This window comes from Mesorhizobium sp. LSJC280B00, from assembly GCF_000502835.1.
In the GTDB taxonomy this organism is placed as follows: domain Bacteria; phylum Pseudomonadota; class Alphaproteobacteria; order Rhizobiales; family Rhizobiaceae; genus Mesorhizobium.
In genome coordinates, this window is the sequence record NZ_AYVL01000021.1 from 1 (window position 1) to 16,188 (window position 16,188).

The window sequence follows — 16,188 nt, forward strand, 5'->3', positions numbered from 1 at the left end:
GCCATGGCCGCTCGCCCCTCAGAGCAAGCGCCGTTCTCTCTCCAAAACTTTTTGCAGAACCTTCAGCACACTATCGCCTCAACAAAGTTGTCCTGGGTTTAAGCGAGGGTGGCTGATCGGGGCCTTGAGGCGTGTTGAATGGCACGGATCACCGCTTCCCACGGTTATCAGCCTATGACTCGCGATGCAGGCGCCATTCACAACCGGACCCGAGGACCTTCCGGCGGCTTCCGGCGGGATCCTGCGGCTTGATCAGCAGCTCTGCTTTGCGCTCTATTCGGCAAGCGGGCTGATGACCCGGCTTTTGCCGGCCGCTGCTCGATCCGCTGGGGCTGACCTACCCGCAATATCTGGCGATGCTCGCGCTATGGGAGCGAGCGCCAAGCACGTGGGCGAGCTTGGCGAAGCGCTTGGGCTGGATTCGGCGACGCTGACGCCGTTGCTCAAGCGGCTGGAACATGCGGCCTGGTCACACGCCGTTGTCATCCCGTCGCACGACGTCGCGTGTCGCTGCACGTGCGGGGTATGAAGAACTTAAGCCGCTCATTGAGCTGGGAAAAAACCGAAACGTTCGAGCAACGATTGAGCGCGGCCCGCAATGCGGCGGCCTACAAGCATGATGAGATTGATCTGGATGGTTAGGCGTTGGATCGCGCCGGGGGCAAAGCCGCGACTTCTGAGGCATAGAGAAGATTGCTATAGCTCACAATTGTTGCTATCGTGAGTTATAGAAAGGTGCCCTGTAACTCATGGTATGGAATTGGGAGCAAGCGGACTGGCCGCATTTTACCTACGATAAGAAGGCATTGGAACCGCTGGAAAGCGAGTTCCTGTTGCGATCGGGCGAGTTCCTAGGCGTCTTTCGTCATGTCGGTTCCGATGATCGCGACCAGATCCGTATCGATCTTATCAGCGAAGAGGCCTTGAAGACATCCGCGATTGAGGGGGAGTACCTCGACCGCGAAAGCCTGCAATCATCCCTGCGCCAGCAACTTGGTCTGAGCAGCGAGACCAGGCGCATTCCGCCTGCCGAGCGGGGCATCGCTGAAATGATGGCCGATGTCTACTTGCATTTTGCCGATGCGCTGACGCATCGCACTCTTTACGCTTGGCATACGATGGTGATGTCGGGTGAGCGTCGTATCGAGACCATCGGCAACTACCGCCAGCATGCCGATGCCATGCAGATCGTTTCCAATCGGCTGGATAAGCCCAAAGTTCATTTCGAAGCGCCGCCCTCCGCGCGGGTGAAACCCGAAATGGACGCCTTCGCCGCTTGGTTCAACGATACCTCACCCAAAGGCAAGACGCCGCTCCCAGCGTTGACGCGTGCCGCTATCGCGCACCTTTATTTCGAGAGCATTCACCCGTTCGAAGATGGCAACGGCCGCATAGGCCGCGCCCTCTGCGAAAAGGCGCTGGCGCAAAACCTGGGTGAGCCCAGCCTCATCGCGTTGGCCTACACGATAGAGCGCGGCCGCAAGGCCTACTACGACCATCTGGAGGCCAGCAACACGAGCAACGCGGTAACAGATTGGCTGCTCTACTTCGCTAAAACGATCCTTGAAGCGCAGCGCGTAACGCTTGCCCGTGTCGAATTCTCCGTCGCCAAAGGCAAGTTTTACGAACGCTACCGGGATCACTTCAACGAGCGCCAGGAAAAGGTCATCGCCCGGATGTTCCGCGCGGGCATCGACGGGTTCAAAGGGGGGCTCAGCGCCGAGAATTACATCGCCATCACCCAGGCATCGCGCGCGACGGCAACAAGAGATTTGCAGGACCTCGTTGCCAACGGTGCACTGATAAGAACCGGCGAACGGCGACACACACGTTACGCGTTGAACATTCTTGAGGGCCGCACGTGAACCACAATACAGAAAGAAGAGGCAGGCTGTCAAAGAGCCTGCTGCCTGAGCATCGAGGGGTGGCGGGCTGCAACCCGGCAGGAGGTCGTCGATTGGGTTACAAGAGACCGGAAACGCAAAAAGGCGCGCTGTGCGATGCTGATTGTCCGGTCCCGCTTGAAGCCGGTGGTATAATGTTACCTCAACGCGCGTTGGGGGAAAGAAGCGCGCGGAAGGGGCGGGCTGGCCTTCGAGTGCTAGCGAGAAACCTGAACAAAACTCTTGACAGACATCAAGGCCGGCACATCAGCTCGGCTGCTGGATTGCGGCAAGTTTCCAGTCACGGCCGTTCTGCCGCGTAAAGGTCCACAGTTCGGTTGTCTCCGTCGGCTGATCGGCCTGGCCCTCGACAATCTTGTCGCTGATGCGATCGCGGGTCACGTCGCGAGACTCATAGCGCAAAGCAGCCGTCGCGTAGTCGCGATCACCCTCGCGCCAGCTTTCCGCAATATCGGCCTCCAACAGGCTGACATCCGATACGTCATTCCTAACGCCCTTTTTGGCATTATCGGCAAGTTCCTCGGACAGATAGGACACCATCTCGGGCGTCACCAACCGGCGCAAGGCAGCATGATCCTCGCGCCCGAATGCTTCCTGAACTTCCGTCAGCCGGTGCTGGAACGTGTCCAGATCGGTTTGGGTGAGAGTGATCTCATCGGAAATATTGGCTTGGCTCGTTCCGCCAAATCCCGACCCGATGCCTGGAATGGAGGAAGCTGGGGCGTTGCTCGTTTCGGGCCGGGCTGCTGCGCTTCGCCCAAAGCTGCCAGCACCTCGCGAGGCACCGGCCATAGCAGACGTTGGGTTGTACGCCGATTGCGAGCGGAAAAAGCGGATCGCCAGCATGATCGCGCCGCCGAACAGCAGTACTTGGAGCAAAAGACCCAACATGCCGGCCAAGCCGCCGAACCCATGGCCCAGAAGAACACCGATCAAACCGCCGAGAAGCAGCCCACGCATCATCGATCCGCCGAGGCCGTTGAAGAAGCCCGGGCGCTGGAATGCCTGCGGCTGACGGGCCGCATTGTTCGTGGCCGCATTGGGCGTCATCGAGCGCTCGACCGGTGCGGCCGGTTGCGGCGCAACTCTGGTCGGCGGAACCGGCTGGAAAGTGCGCATGCCACGACTGCCGAAGCTGCCGCCACGGCGCGCATCGGCGTGATCCACAGCGACCATGGAAAATGCCAGGAACAACCCTGCAAACAAAACTGCAAACCGTCCCGAACGCGAAATCAACACAGGCAAGTCCTCAAGTGATACTCTTTCCGCTCATATGGGGTGCGTCGATCGAAATATCAGTGAATCGCCCGCCGAGATATTTTCGGGCGGCATGGTCGGCCGCCCGCCGGTGTTCACGACGAGAAATCCAGCCTACCCAAGCGAGATGATCGCCTGTTCGATCCCGCAGGCGCCGCTCCCGGCCGACCGGCCTCCGTCGCGTCAAGAGCATCGGTCATGCAAGCTCTGGTCACCAGTTCCCGGCTACGATGGCCACTGGATGTTGACATACAGCTTTGCTTAGTACTAACAACACATCTAGAAAACCTGCCATACAGGTTTGCCCTGAACTGGAGATTGCGTGAGCACGGCCGTACCCGCAAAACATTCCGACGCAGCGAGCCTGGTCAGCAATACGATCGGCGAGATCACGCGCCATATCCGCGCTCATGAACTCGGGCCCGGCGACCGGCTGCCCAGCGAGGCCGCGCTTTCGAGACAATTGAGCGTCTCGCGTACCGTGGTTCGCGAGGCCTTCAGCTCGCTCGCCGCCATGCGGCTTATCGACCTGAGGGTAGGCAGACGGGCTACCGTCGCCGAGCTGGATTATGGCGCCATGTCACTGGTGATCGAGCATGGCGTCCACACCGAGCAGATCACGGTGCAGCAGATCTACGACGTGCGCCGCACGATTGAGACCCGCACCGCCATGCTGGCGGCCTTGCGCAGAACAGCTGACGAAGTGGAAAGGATCAGGACGCACGCGCTCGCCATGCGCGAGAATTTCCAGCGGCCGGAACAGGTCATGGAGCACGATCTCGCCTTTCACCTCGAAATCGCCAAGGCTGCGAAGAATCCGGTTTTCAGCCTCATCGTCGGCGCGTTCGAGCGCGTATCGCGGCAGACCTGGCCGATCGGCTGGCGGAGCCGCCCTTCGGATGCCAAGCAGTTGGAGATGATCCAGATCCATATCGACCTCGCCGAAGCAATCGAGACCGGTGATCCTCAGTCCGCTCGTGACCTGATGGCAAGGCACTTTGACGAGAGCGTCAAGGCCCTGCTGGCGGCCGGCATCGCCTGAGGAGCAGGGGCGCAATGAAGATCACGAAACTGGAAACGCTGCGGCTCAAGGAGCGGCCGAACCTTCTCTGGATCCTGGTTCACACGAACGAAGGCCTCGTCGGACTCGGCGAGACCTTCTTCATGGCTGAAACCGTCGAGACCTATCTGCACGAATATGTCGCGCCGTGCGTGATCGGGCGCGACCCCTTGCAGATCGACCTGCTTGCCGCCGACCTCGTCGGGTATCTCGGTTTCCGATCGACGGGCGCGGAAGTCAGGGGCAATTCCGCTTTCGATATCGCGCTTTGGGATCTGTTCGGAAAGGCGACGGGTCAGCCGATCGCACAACTCCTCGGCGGGTTCACCAGGCACGAGATCAGGACCTACAACACCTGTGCCGGAACCGAATACATCAAGAAGGCCACCGGGCAGACGACGGCCAACTACGGGCTCGATAAGCCCGGCGACGCCTATGATGATCTGAACGGCTTCCTTCACCGCGCCGACGAACTGGCGCATTCGTTATTGGAGGAAGGCATCACGGCCATGAAGATCTGGCCCTTCGACATGGCCGCCGAGAAAACGCGCGGCCAGTATATATCGCAGCCCGACTTGAATTCCGCGCTGGCGCCATTCGAGAAAATCCGCAATGCGGTCGGCGACAAGATGGACATCATGGTTGAATTCCATTCAATGTGGCAGCTGCTGCCGGCCATGCAGATCGCTCGCGAGCTTGCCCCCTACAAGACCTTCTGGCACGAAGATCCGATCAGGATGGATAGCCTGTCCAGCCTGAAACGCTATGCCGAGGCTTCGCTGGCGCCGATATCGGCTTCGGAAACGCTCGGTTCCCGGTGGGCCTTCCGCGACCTTCTCGAAACCGGAGCGGCCGGTGTCATCATGCTTGATATCAGCTGGTGCGGCGGGCTCTCGGAGGCGCGCAAGATCGCTGCCATGGCTGAAGCATGGCACCTGCCGGTCGCGCCACACGACTGCACCGGTCCAGTGGTGCTCGGCGCATCGACCCACCTGTCGCTGAATGCGCCGAACGCGCTTGTCCAGGAGAGTGTCAGGGCCTTTTACAAGACCTGGTACCGCGACCTTGTGACCGCTTTGCCGCAGGTGAAGAACGGCATGATCACCGTGCCTCCCGGACCGGGCCTCGGCATGGAACTGAACCCGGAGATCGATCGCGCCTTCACGGCGCTTCGACGGGTGACTGACGCATCTACTCTCTGAAAATGAACCTGAAGCAGCTTTCTACGGAGGAGGAGAACCATGAAGAAGTTACTTATCTCGGCAGCCTTGGGAGCAGTACTGGCTGGAGGCTCGGCAATCGGCTCACGCGCACAGGAGCCGATGAACATCGTCTTCACGCATCATTCGTCGGCGTCGAACCCGTTCTGGCAGGCGGTGAAGAAGGGGTTTGACGACGCCTGCGCCAAGATCCAGGCCAATTGCCAGATGGTCTTCACGCAGACCGAAGGCTCGATCGAGCAACAATCGGCCAACATGCAGGCGGCACTCGCGGCAAAACCGGACGCGCTGATCACCTCGATCGTCGACAACAATGCCTTCGACCAGATCATCGCCGACGCCCGCGCTGCCGGCGTCACGGTCATCGCGTCCAACGTCGACGACACCGAGGGTGCAGCCGGCAATGCCCGCCAGGCTTTCATCGGTCAGGGCTTCATTCCCGCCGGCTACGAACTCGGCAAGAAGATGTCCGAGTTCTTCCCCAAGGAAGGCAAGATCAGGGCGCTCGTCGGCGTCTCCGCGCCCGGTCAGAACTGGTCGGAACAGCGCGCTGCCGGCGTCATGAAGTTCCTTGAGGAATACAAGGCCGCGAATGCCGGACGCGAAGTGGTCATTGAACGGCTCGACACCGGCACAGATGGCGCCGTCGTCGCCGATCGTGTTGGCGCCTATCTGTCTGCCCACCCGGACACCACGGTGTATTTCGACACCGGCCTTTGGCATGCCTACGTGGCCCAGGTCCTGATCGATCGCGGCATCGAGCCGGGCAAGGTGCTGATGGGCGGCTTCGACATCGTCTCGGAAGTCCTGCAACAGATGGAAGCGGGTTACATCCAGGTCCAGGTCGACCAGCAGCCCTACATGCAGGGCTTCATGCCGGTGATGGAAGCCTATCTCGCCAAGAACGTCGGTCTGCTGCCGGCAGACATCGACACCGGCAAGGGCATCATCGTCAAGGAAGACGTGCCAAAGCTCAAGGAACTGGCCGCACAAGGCGTGCGGTAGGCGCGAAGCCGGCGTCCTCTCCTCGTTCTTTACGCGGAGAGGGCAAGGGCGAGGGCCCAGGCAGCACGGCCTTGGGCGTCGGCTCCGTCCCATCCTCCAACGGCATCTCCCCCGTCAAAGGCGGTAGAAGACAGACTGCCGCCATCCCCTTGCCGATGCGACAAGCCAGCGCAAACAATCCCAAGCCGGAGCGAATGATGAAGCGCTTGATGAAGATTTATCTGGAGAAGCCGGAGCTTGCGGCGGTCGTGTTCCTGCTCCTCCTCCTCCTCGTCTTTCAGATTCGCTCGAACGGCGTATTTCTGAACACACAGAACGTGCGCGGAATGCTTGGGCTGCTGCCCGAAATGGGGCTGGTCGCGATCGGCGTGACCCTGCTGATGATATGCGGCGAGTTTGATCTTTCCGTAGGCTCGGTATTTGCGCTGACCCCGATGACCATGGCGGTGATGCTGGCGGCAGGCGTGCCGTTCGCGCCGGCCTTTGCCGCCGGGCTCGCGATCGCCGCCCTGATTGGCTTCTTCAACGGGTTCATAACGATTCGTTTCGCGATACCAAGCTTCATCACCACGCTTGGCATGCTGTTCATCGCGCGTTCGCTGACGGTGGTAATCTCCGGTGGCTTCCCTCCTGTTATCCCAGCCAACGCTCTGCCCAAATGGCTGTTTACGATCTATGTGGGGCCGGGCGACCTCTTTCGCATGTCGTTCTTCTGGTTTGTCGCCGTGGCAATCCTGGCGACGGTGCTTCTGTCGCGCACGAATTTCGGCAACTGGGTGCGCGCCACCGGCGGCTTTCTGCCCGCCGCGCAATCGATGGGCATCCCGACGGCCCGGGTGAAGGTCGCCTGCTTCATGATCTGTTCGGTGCTCGCCGGCTTTGCCGGCACCATTCAGGTGATGCGGCTCGGCGCGCCGCTGCCCTCGATCGGCGAGGGGCTGGAGTTGCAGGCCGTATCAGCTGCCGTCATCGGCGGCGCCTCGCTGGCTGGCGGCATCGGCACCATCTTCGGCGGCATCATCGGGGCTGCCCTGATCCGCGTCATCGACAACGGACTGGTGCTGAGCCAGGTTGACGCCAACTGGTTCAAGATGGCAATCGGCTTCCTGACTATCTTCGCGGTCGTCGTGAACGCCTGGCTTCGAAAGCGGGGCAGGGCAATGAAGGTGGAGACCTGATCATGGCGGCACCCATCATCGCGATCAAGGGACTCCAGAAATGGTATTCCGGCGTCCACGCCTTGAAGAACGTCACTCTGGACATTTATCCAGACGAGGCGCTGGGCCTCGTCGGCGACAACGGCGCCGGCAAATCGACGCTGATCAACATCCTGTCAGGCACCCAAAAGCCCGATGGCGGCGAGATCAGGATCGACGGTGAACCGGTCCGCTTCTCGAACCCGCGCGACGCCATGGATCGCGGCATCGAGACGATCTACCAGTACAATTCGATGGTCCCGACCATGACCATCGCCCGCAATGTTTTCATCGGACGCGAGCCGGTGAAGGGCTCGGTTTTCGGCATCGGCATCCTGGACCAGAAGCGCATGCGTGACGAAAGCGTCAAGGCGATCGCCGACGTCGATCTGCATCTGAGGTCGCCCGATGCGCTGGTCGGCGAACTGTCGGGCGGCCAGCGCCAAGGCGTCGCGATCGCCCGGGCCATGCACTTCAAGTCGAAAGTCATGATCCTCGACGAGCCGACCAATCATCTCTCGGTGAAGGAGACGCGAAAGGTGATCGGCTTCGTTCGCGCCCTCAAGGCCCAGAACATCACCAGCGTCTTCATCAGCCACAACATGCATCATGTTTTCGAATGCTGTGACCGGGTCGTGGCGATGGCGCGCGGCGAGATCGTTCTCGACAAGCGGATCGGCGAGACTTCGATCGAGGAAATCCACGAGGTTCTGTGACGCGAAGAAGCGATCACTCGCGAGCCGCTCTGCTGGTAGAGGTCAGTCTGCGCTACGGCTTTTCCGCAAGGATCGCCTCAGCGGTTTTCTCGTCGGTGATCAGCACATCGACGACTCCCAGACGCAACACGGCGCGCAGCACCGGAACCTTGTCGAGGCCGCCGGAGGGCAGGATCACAGTGTCGACGTCGCGCAGATGTTCGGGGGCGAGGCCGATGACACGGCTGTTTAGCGGGTGATCGACGAGTTGTCCGTCGGCGCCGATCCAGTGGCCGCAAATATCGCCGACGGCTCCGGCTTCGCGCAGCGATCTGAGATCATCGTCTCCTACCAGTCCGATCCGAAAGATGGTGGCGTCCTTGTGCACCGCGCCTACAGAAACGAAAGCGGCGTCAACGTCGCGGGCATGGGTGAAGGCGTCTTCCAGAATGGACTGGCGCATAAGCAGATCGCGCGTGGCCTCCGTATCCGTGAACACCGGTGCCGCGATGTAGAAGCATTCCGCATCGAAAAGCGCCGCGAGCCGCGAGGCGATTTCATAGATGTTGATCGCCGATCCACGCGTGAGCCCGCCGAGCAGGGAAACGACCGACATCCCTCTGACGGGGCGTACGGTCACTGACCGCAGACTAAGCTGGAGCGTCCGTCCCCATCCCACGCCCACCGATATCCCGTCACGGATTCTATGCGACAGGGCTTCACCGGCGGCGGCCGCGATGACCTGTGGCACCAGGGTAGGATCGGGCGGTGTCGGAACCACGATTGGGTCGGAAACGCCATAGGCGTCCCGCAGCCGGTTCTCCAGCTCGATGCAGTTCGCCACCTTGGAATTGATGCGAATCTGAACGATCCCCCGCTGACGGGCATGCGCCAGCATCCGGTTGACGCGAAGGCGTGTCAGGCCAAGAGACTTGGCGATTTGCGCCTGGGTGAGGTCACCGACATAAGCAAGCCAGGCGGCGCGCACGAGCAGCCCTTCCTCGCGATCGGACGTGACGGAACTCGTTACGGCTTGGCGGCCGTCGCGTTTCTTTCGTGCGGGTTTCTCCATCAGATCATCCTGTCCACTCCGCGGCAGCGGGTCCAGAGCGGCTCGGCGGAGCCATGTGCTCATCGATATGAGGCATCAATCGAGTTTCCCGGCTCCGCTAGCCTCGATGATAGCGGTCGAAGGACAAAACCAGCGGAGCATCATGGCAAATTGCGTCGATGATGGCCCTCGTCAGCGGCAGGCGATCGTGGGGAAGTACACCCCGGGCCATCATATTCTTCAAAGTCGGACCAAGGTCCAGCGCCAGTTGCGCGCCCTCGACCGTGTCCGAACTCATATGTTCGCGCTTCGCCACCGAATATGGCAGGCCGCGGCCGAGCAGGCGCCCCATGCGACCGTTACGGCCCGCCTGGCAGGTCACATAAAGATCGCCGGAGCCGGCCAGCCCCAGCACTGTTTCGACCTTTCCACCCAGAGCTTCGACCAGAATCGCCATTTCGGCGAGGGACTGCGAGAAAAGTGACGAGGCTAGGTTGTGCATGAGTGCGCCATTGGGCGCCTTGCCGTCGCGCTCGAGCAGCCCGACGGGAGCCCCAACGGCGAGTGTGTAGAAATTCTTGAACGCAGCGCAGATCTCGACGCCGACGAGATCGGATGACGATCGCGCATGATAAAAAGGCGCGCGCAGAATGCGGGACGCCGCGGCCACCTGGTCGGGATCATGCCCGGCCACGATCACAGAGGTGTCGCGCTGTGCGGCCAGTTCGCCGGCAATGCACGGTCCGCCGACGGCCATCACCGGAACAGACAAGCCAGTGCGTTGCTCGACCTCGTGGGCAAGCAGATGTGGCAGGATTTCCACGCCTTCGTCGCTTGCTGCAAGTCCTTTCGTAATCATCAGTATCGGTACGGGCGACTTGATGCTTTCTGCAATGCGGTCGATCGCCCAAGGAATGCCGGCCGACGAGACGCCGAGTACAAGCAGATCGGGTCCATCGTTCATCGCCGCCCCGAATTCGGTCCAGGAACAGGCGGTTACCACATCAGGCAGAGTGATGTTGAGGCGTGGGTGATGATGACTTGTGCTGGCCACCGAGCCGACGATCTCCTCATCGAGATGGGTCCCGACAAGAGTGATGCGGTTAGCCGCGTGAGCGGCCGGAAGCGTCATGGCAGAGCCCATGACGCCGGCGCCGAGGATGATGATCCGCGCCATTCAACTTCTTCCCTTGTCCAGCCGCTCGCCGCTATCTTCGTCGAACAGGTGGATTCGCTCAGGCGCCGGCTCCAAATGGATTACAGCTCCTGGAGAGAGCTCCATGCGGTCATGCAGCACCGAGCAGATCGCGGTGTTGCCCATGCTGGCAAAGATGTGGATTTCGGGGCCAGTCGGCTCGACAACCGTAATCCTCGCCGGGATGCCGCGCCCGTCAGCCACTGGTCGAAGATGTTCGGGCCGAATGCCATAGATCACCTTTTGGCCGGGCCGGACCGCAGCCCCTGGCGGGAGCGGGAGGGATAGCTCGTCGGTCCGCACCACCCAGGCGTCGCGCTCGGAAGCCACCTCGCCATGGAACATGTTCATTGCGGGCGAGCCGATGAAAGAGGCGACGAAGAGGTTTGCCGGGCGATCGTAGACATCGAGCGGGCGCCCGATCTGCTCGATATGGCCGTCGCGCATGATGACGATGACATCGGCCATGGTCATGGCCTCGATCTGGTCATGCGTGACATAGACGGTGGTGGTCTTCAGCCGCTGGTGGAGTTCCTTGATTTCGGTGCGCATCTGCACCCGCAGCTTGGCATCGAGATTGGACAGTGGTTCGTCAAACAGGAACACAGTTGGGTCCCGCACGATGGCGCGGCCCATGGCGACGCGCTGCCGCTGACCGCCCGAAAGCTGGCGAGGGTACCGTTCCAGATAGGGGGTCAGATTGAGGATCGATGCCGCCCATCCGACCTTCTGTTTGATTTCTTCGGTTGGGCGTTTCTTCAACTGCATGGAAAAGGCCATGTTGTCGAAGACGGTCATGTGCGCGTAAAGCGCGTAGTTCTGGAAGACCATCGCGATGTTGCGGTCTTTGGGGTGGAGCGTGTTGACGACCCTGTCGCCTATGGCGATCTCACCGGACGTGATGGGCTCGAGACCGGCTATCATGCGCAACAGCGTGGACTTGCCGCAGCCGGACGGCCCCAACAGAACGACGAACTGGCCATCCTCGATCGAGAGATCGAGTCCATCGATAATCGAGAGGGCGCCATAGTCCTTCTTTATGTTGCTGATGGTGACAGACGCCATAAATTGCTACCCTTCGATTGCCCTTGCCGGTTGGATCGCATTTTCGCCATGCGAGCTATTGGCGATCGGATGCGCTCTCACCATTCGCTCTCCAGAAACTCTTCCAAGAGTCCCGCATCGGCGGCCAGATTGATGAAGGACCATCGACCGCGGATTTCCCGCGAATAGCGAATGGCGTCGTGCCAAAGCGCTCGCGGCAGGCCTAGTTCCGCGCCGGTGACCGGCCCCCCGGCAGCCTTGAGCGCCGTTTCCATGCGGGCGACCGGCATTGCCATCGGCCGAACCTCCTGGCGCAGCGCCGGCCAGATTTCCGCAAGCCTGCGGTTGAAGATTTCCGTCTGGCTGGCGTCGAGTGCCGTCTTCTTCGTCTCGGCAATGCAAAGTGGTCCAAGCTGCGCGCCATAGCGGGCCAGCATCGCCGCTTCGTTGATGGCGGTCGGCTTCACCTGCGGCGGCTCTTTCATGTCCAGCAGCCGCGCTTGCAGACGAGCCATGACCAGCGAGGCAACCCCAACCTGCTGACCATGCGTGGTGCCGGGATGACGCTCTCCCGCGAACATGTCGACCCAATGGGAAATCTGGTGCTCTCCCATGGACCCGGGATGGGAAACGCCGGCAAAGCACACGCCCATCGAGCACAGCGTCAGGACGCGCTGGAGATGCCCGACGGCGGTGATGTCATGCCTGGCAAGGCCAGGCGCATGGGCCAGCATCGGTTCCTCATCGCCCGCCTGCAGCAGGTAGGGCACCTCGGAATAGTAAGTGTCGAACAGCCGATGCGAAGCCCACCAGTCGATCTGGGCGGTTGAGCGGCAGAGGCTGTCGCCAAGCCCGGCGGCGCTGAGCCAGGCGGGCGCTGCGGCCGACACGCCAAGGTCCAGGAAGATGCCCCGCGGAGCATGCGAGGGCAGCGAGATCTTGAGCCCGGAGGCCAAGGTCACCGACGCTGTCGAGGCGCCGTAGCCATTCATCGAGGCTGCCGTGCCGAAGACGGCATAGGGCCGCTCGTCGAGAAAGGTTGCATGCTTGCAGCCGTCATTGAGGACGCCCGACCCGACGGCCACGACCCCGTCGGCGTGACGCGTCTTCTCCCTGACCATCTGGATCATTGCCTCATCGCAGTCGAGGCCGTCAGGCAGCACGATTTCATCGATGTCGGCGATGGTACGCAGCGCCTTCGCGACGCGCCTGCCCATCACATCGACGGTGTTGATATCCGACACAACAGCGATGCGGCTGCCTAGCGCCAGGGGCGCAACGAGATCCGACTCGCGGCCCTCCGTCGTCTCCAGCAGTTCGATCGTCTGGAACGGCAGGACCGCGGCCGCGCCGGTCTTGGGATCTGTCCAGCGTCCCGCGACAACGTCCTCGATCAACGCGTTCCAGTTGGTCGTTTCAGCCATGATCGGCCTCCATGAAGGCCGCGAGGCGCTGGTTCCAGGCTGAAAGCGTTGGCCAAAGATCGGCATGGATCGCAAGAAGTTCGGCGTAAAGCGCGGCCCGTTTCGTGTCCGGTTCGAAGGTTTTGGCCGGCTCGCTGGCCATTGCGAGTGACGCTTCGGCGATGGTGGAAAACCAGCCCACGCCCTTTGCCGCCGCCATCGCCGCGCCAAGCGAGGAGGCTTCGACGGTCGTCGAACGCTTTATGGGACGATCGAGTGCATCCGCCAGAATTTGCATCCACAGGTCGGACTTCGCTCCTCCGCCGATCGCTATGAACTGGTCGATGGTCTGGGCGGCAGCCGCAGCCGCCCGCTGACTTGTCGCGGCCTGATGCAGAGCTATGCCTTCCAGTACGGCGCGATACATGTCACCGCGGCGGCTCGAGCCGGAGAGCCCGGCAATAACACCACGGGCAGCACTATCCCAGTGCGGATCCATGACGCCCTGCCAGTAGGGCAGGAGCATTATGCCGCCTGCGCCGATCGGGCTGGCAGCGGCTTCGGCCTCGAGCGTCTCCAGGGCATCATTTGCGCCATGCAGATCGACGCCAAGCATTTCGCGCGCCATCCAGTCGACGAGAAAAGTGCCGGCGCGAAGGCACGTCTCGTAGATATAGCCATCATCGGCAACCGCCGTTTCGGTGCGGAAGGCCTGGTCGTGGACGTAGTCCGTGCCGAAGCTGCCGGAGACGACCGCCGTGCCGAGGTTGATGTAAGCGCATCGCGGCTGCAACACACCCGCGCCCGTGCCGGCGCATTGACCGTCGCCGCCGCCGGCGACGATCGGCGTGCCTTCCCGCAAGCCCGTCAGCATGGCCGCTTCCGAAGTCAGTTGGCCCAGAACGGTGCCGGGCCGCGCCAGGTCCGGCATCATGCGCCGGGCGACGCCGGCTGCGTCCAGTATATCGTTCGACCAGTCCATAGCTCGCATATCGAGTATGCCCATCGGGTCCGCGGATGCGGTGGACGTCACCCACCGGCCGCTCAAGCGAAAGACCAGATAGCCGTGGACTTCGGCCATTCGCTCCACCCGGGCAAAAATCTCGGGCTCTTGCTCGCGGAACCAGATCATGCGGTAAAGGCAAGGAATAACGTCCAGTGGCTTGCCGGATATTGCGTGGACGCGTGCCGCGCCGAAACTCTCGCCGAAGCGCCGTGCTTTCCCACGGGCGCGCTCATCGAGCCAGAGCGTTGCGGGCCCGACCGCCTGGCCCTGCTCGTCGAAAAGGCCGAAGCTCTCGCGTTGGTTGGCAATCGCAAGGGCGGCAATGCGTCCCGGCGAAACTGTTGCCGCGACACCACGAAGCGCCGTGACCGTCGAGGCCCACCATTCGGCCGGATCCTGCTCGAAATAGCCCGAACGCGGGTTGGACATTGCAAGCGGTGCACGACCTTCGGCCACGGCCAGACCATTGCGGTCCCAGGCGATCGCCTTGGTTGCCGAGGTCGAGGAATCAATGCCGATGACGAGATCAGGAACCATTGCCGCCACGTTGCCAACGGGCGAGGGCGGTCGAACCGCCTTCGCCCAAATCACCGATTACCCGCTAAAGACCGGCATCCTTGACTTTGCCGTCGACAATGCCGGCAATGGCATCCAGGCATGCCTTGGCGTCGCCGCCATAGTCTTGGCCCGTAAGCAATTTGCCGAGCTCAACCGGAATGTCGTTGTTCGACAGGTCCGCCCAGATCGGCATGTCCGGCTCCGATCCCATCTGGTTGTCGATAGTGTATTTGATCGCGTCGAAATGGCGTGTCGTTCCGGGGCCAACAACGGCCTTCGTCTTGACCCGAGGATCTGTAAAAGAGGAATTGCGCATCGGCGACGCGCCGCCGCCGAGCGTCGACACCCGCGCCATCACATCCTTCGAGCAGACCCACTGCATGAACAGCCATGCCGCTTCCTTGTTCTTGGAATATTGCGACAGCGAAATCGTCGAGCCACCCTGGTGGCCGACGGCCGGGATTTCGTTGAAGCCGCAATCGGCAGCGGCGCGACGGCCAGGAACCTCCTTGGGCGCGGGCAGGGCCTCGAACAGGCCTTTGACCTTGGAATCGTTGGCGTCGAAGCCGGGGAAATCCTCGCCCCAGGTGATTGCCATGGCGGCTTGTCCCTGTGTCAGGGCCTGTCCTTGGCCATCCCAGGTCCACGTCGTCGCGGAGGGCGGCGAGTTCTTCACCAGCTCCTGATAGAATTTGAGCCCGGCCACGCCGCGCTCGTCATTGCCGACAAACTTCTTGTCCTTGTTGAAGATAGAACCGCCATGGCCCCACAATGCGAAGGTCCAGTCGCATTCCAGCGAATAGTGGCCGGACTTCGCCTGGCACGCGGTGCCGAAGATGCCGTTGCTTTTTTCTGCCTCTGTGAGCGCCTGCACGGCCTTGAGGTAGGCGTCGAGGTCTGTCGGCAGCGCAATGTTGTGTTTGTCGAAAAGATCCTTGCGGTACATCAGGATGAAGATCGGAATATCGAATGGAATTCCGCACTGTTTGCCGTTGTACATGGCAATGCCGTCGACCAGCGGCTTGGAGAAATCGTCCCAGTCGAAGTTGGGCATTGCCAGTTCTTTGTTCTGGTCATAATACTCGCGCGGATCGACGACATCCTGGGCAAACGTCGCCATCCAGGACTGGTCGAGATAGTAGACGTCGTAGGTGCCAAGCTGGCCCTGTACGTCTTGCGTCGCCTTGGCGAGAACCTGCTCCAGCGGCACGATCTCGACTTCCACCTCAATGCCGGTTGCCTTGGTGAATTCACCTGCGACAAGCTGGTTGGCAACAATCGTTGGCGGCGTCGCTTCCGAGGTGTAGCGGATTTTGGTGCCGGCATATGGTTTGCCGACGTCGGCCAGCCACTTCAGCATATCGGCGTCCTGGGCGCGGGCTTCTTCAACCCCGAGGCCCAGCATCCCCCGATTGGTGCGGCCCCCACCTAGCATGGCCGATCCGAAGGCGGAAAAGCCGACACCAGCGAGCGCCATCTTCCTCATGAAGTCGCGTTTGGTTATTCGGCGCGCCGTAAAGTCATTGCAGGTATCGGCGACGAATGTCTTCTTGTCGTGTTCACTGAAGCTCATGATCGTTCCTCCATTGCGTTT

General features: G+C 61.4%; 15 protein-coding genes and 1 pseudogene. 9 read left to right on the forward strand and 7 right to left on the reverse strand.

Going from position 1 to position 16,188, the window contains the following annotated elements; translation table 11 throughout:
• Positions 1-184: 184 nt before the first annotated feature.
• The 3 genes and pseudogenes from X773_RS78340 to X773_RS63950 form a co-directional block, all read left to right on the forward strand.
• Positions 185-480 (forward strand): annotated as a pseudogene (locus X773_RS78340) (MarR family transcriptional regulator); the annotation flags it as partial.
• Positions 481-504: 24 nt separating this feature from the next.
• On the forward strand, positions 505-642 hold the full coding sequence (locus X773_RS77495) for a hypothetical protein (protein WP_198023606.1): 138 nt from the start codon (positions 505-507) through the stop codon (positions 640-642).
• A 107-nt stretch (positions 643-749) separates the two neighbouring features.
• On the forward strand, positions 750-1,865 hold the full coding sequence (locus X773_RS63950; protein ID WP_023678765.1) for a Fic family protein: 1,116 nt from the start codon (positions 750-752) through the stop codon (positions 1,863-1,865).
• 285 nt (positions 1,866-2,150) lie between these two features.
• Here the strand turns inward: X773_RS63950 and X773_RS63955 are convergent, their stop codons facing one another.
• Positions 2,151-3,140: a Tim44 domain-containing protein gene (locus tag X773_RS63955; protein ID WP_023678766.1), complete on the reverse strand. Its 990-nt coding sequence runs from the start codon at positions 3,138-3,140 to the stop codon at positions 2,151-2,153.
• On the opposite strand from X773_RS63955, the gene X773_RS77500 reads away from it, so the two are divergent.
• The 6 genes from X773_RS77500 (at position 3,079) to X773_RS63985 (ending at position 8,358) form a co-directional block, all read left to right on the forward strand.
• Positions 3,079-3,426 carry a hypothetical protein gene (locus X773_RS77500; RefSeq protein ID WP_198023615.1) on the forward strand — a complete coding sequence of 116 codons (348 nt, stop codon included), beginning with the start codon at positions 3,079-3,081 and terminating at the stop codon, positions 3,424-3,426. The two genes, X773_RS63955 and X773_RS77500, sit on opposite strands and share 62 nt — an antisense overlap.
• Positions 3,427-3,483: 57 nt before the next feature.
• Positions 3,484-4,203: a FadR/GntR family transcriptional regulator gene (locus X773_RS63965; RefSeq protein ID WP_023678768.1), complete on the forward strand. Its 720-nt coding sequence runs from the start codon at positions 3,484-3,486 to the stop codon at positions 4,201-4,203.
• A gap of 14 nt (positions 4,204-4,217) precedes the next feature.
• Complete coding sequence (locus X773_RS63970) at positions 4,218-5,423, forward strand: mandelate racemase/muconate lactonizing enzyme family protein (protein ID WP_023678769.1); 1,206 nt, start codon at positions 4,218-4,220, stop codon at positions 5,421-5,423.
• Between the two features lie 39 nt (positions 5,424-5,462).
• The gene (locus tag X773_RS63975) at positions 5,463-6,446 is read left to right on the forward strand and encodes a sugar ABC transporter substrate-binding protein (RefSeq protein ID WP_023678770.1); all 984 of its coding nucleotides are present in this window, start codon (positions 5,463-5,465) and stop codon (positions 6,444-6,446) included.
• A gap of 197 nt (positions 6,447-6,643) precedes the next feature.
• Positions 6,644-7,624, forward strand: a complete 981-nt coding sequence (locus tag X773_RS63980; protein ID WP_023678771.1) for an ABC transporter permease — start codon at positions 6,644-6,646, stop codon at positions 7,622-7,624.
• Positions 7,625-7,626: 2 nt separating this feature from the next.
• Entirely contained in the window at positions 7,627-8,358 is a 732-nt protein-coding gene (locus X773_RS63985) for an ATP-binding cassette domain-containing protein (RefSeq protein WP_023678772.1), read from the forward strand.
• 52 nt (positions 8,359-8,410) lie between these two features.
• Here X773_RS63985 and X773_RS63990 read toward each other — a convergent pair whose 3' ends face one another.
• The 6 genes from X773_RS63990 to X773_RS64015 all read right to left on the reverse strand — a co-directional run bounded on the left by X773_RS63990 (position 8,411) and on the right by X773_RS64015 (position 16,167).
• A complete protein-coding gene (locus X773_RS63990; RefSeq protein WP_198023607.1) occupies positions 8,411-9,409 on the reverse strand; it encodes a sugar-binding transcriptional regulator in 999 nt (332 codons plus the stop codon).
• Between the two features lie 97 nt (positions 9,410-9,506).
• Complete coding sequence (locus tag X773_RS63995) at positions 9,507-10,565, reverse strand: hypothetical protein (protein WP_023678774.1); 1,059 nt, start codon at positions 10,563-10,565, stop codon at positions 9,507-9,509.
• Positions 10,566-11,648 (reverse strand): sn-glycerol-3-phosphate ABC transporter ATP-binding protein UgpC, encoded by a 1,083-nt coding sequence (ugpC, locus tag X773_RS64000; protein WP_023678775.1) that lies wholly within the window; start codon positions 11,646-11,648, stop codon positions 10,566-10,568.
• A 77-nt stretch (positions 11,649-11,725) separates the two neighbouring features.
• Positions 11,726-13,051 carry an iron-containing alcohol dehydrogenase gene (locus X773_RS64005; RefSeq protein ID WP_023678776.1) on the reverse strand — a complete coding sequence of 442 codons (1,326 nt, stop codon included), beginning with the start codon at positions 13,049-13,051 and terminating at the stop codon, positions 11,726-11,728.
• On the reverse strand, positions 13,044-14,573 hold the full coding sequence (locus X773_RS64010) for an FGGY-family carbohydrate kinase (protein ID WP_023678777.1): 1,530 nt from the start codon (positions 14,571-14,573) through the stop codon (positions 13,044-13,046). The genes X773_RS64005 and X773_RS64010 overlap by 8 nt, the downstream gene beginning before the upstream one ends.
• Positions 14,574-14,637: 64 nt before the next feature.
• Positions 14,638-16,167: an extracellular solute-binding protein gene (locus X773_RS64015; protein WP_023678778.1), complete on the reverse strand. Its 1,530-nt coding sequence runs from the start codon at positions 16,165-16,167 to the stop codon at positions 14,638-14,640.
• Positions 16,168-16,188 lie beyond the last annotated feature (21 nt).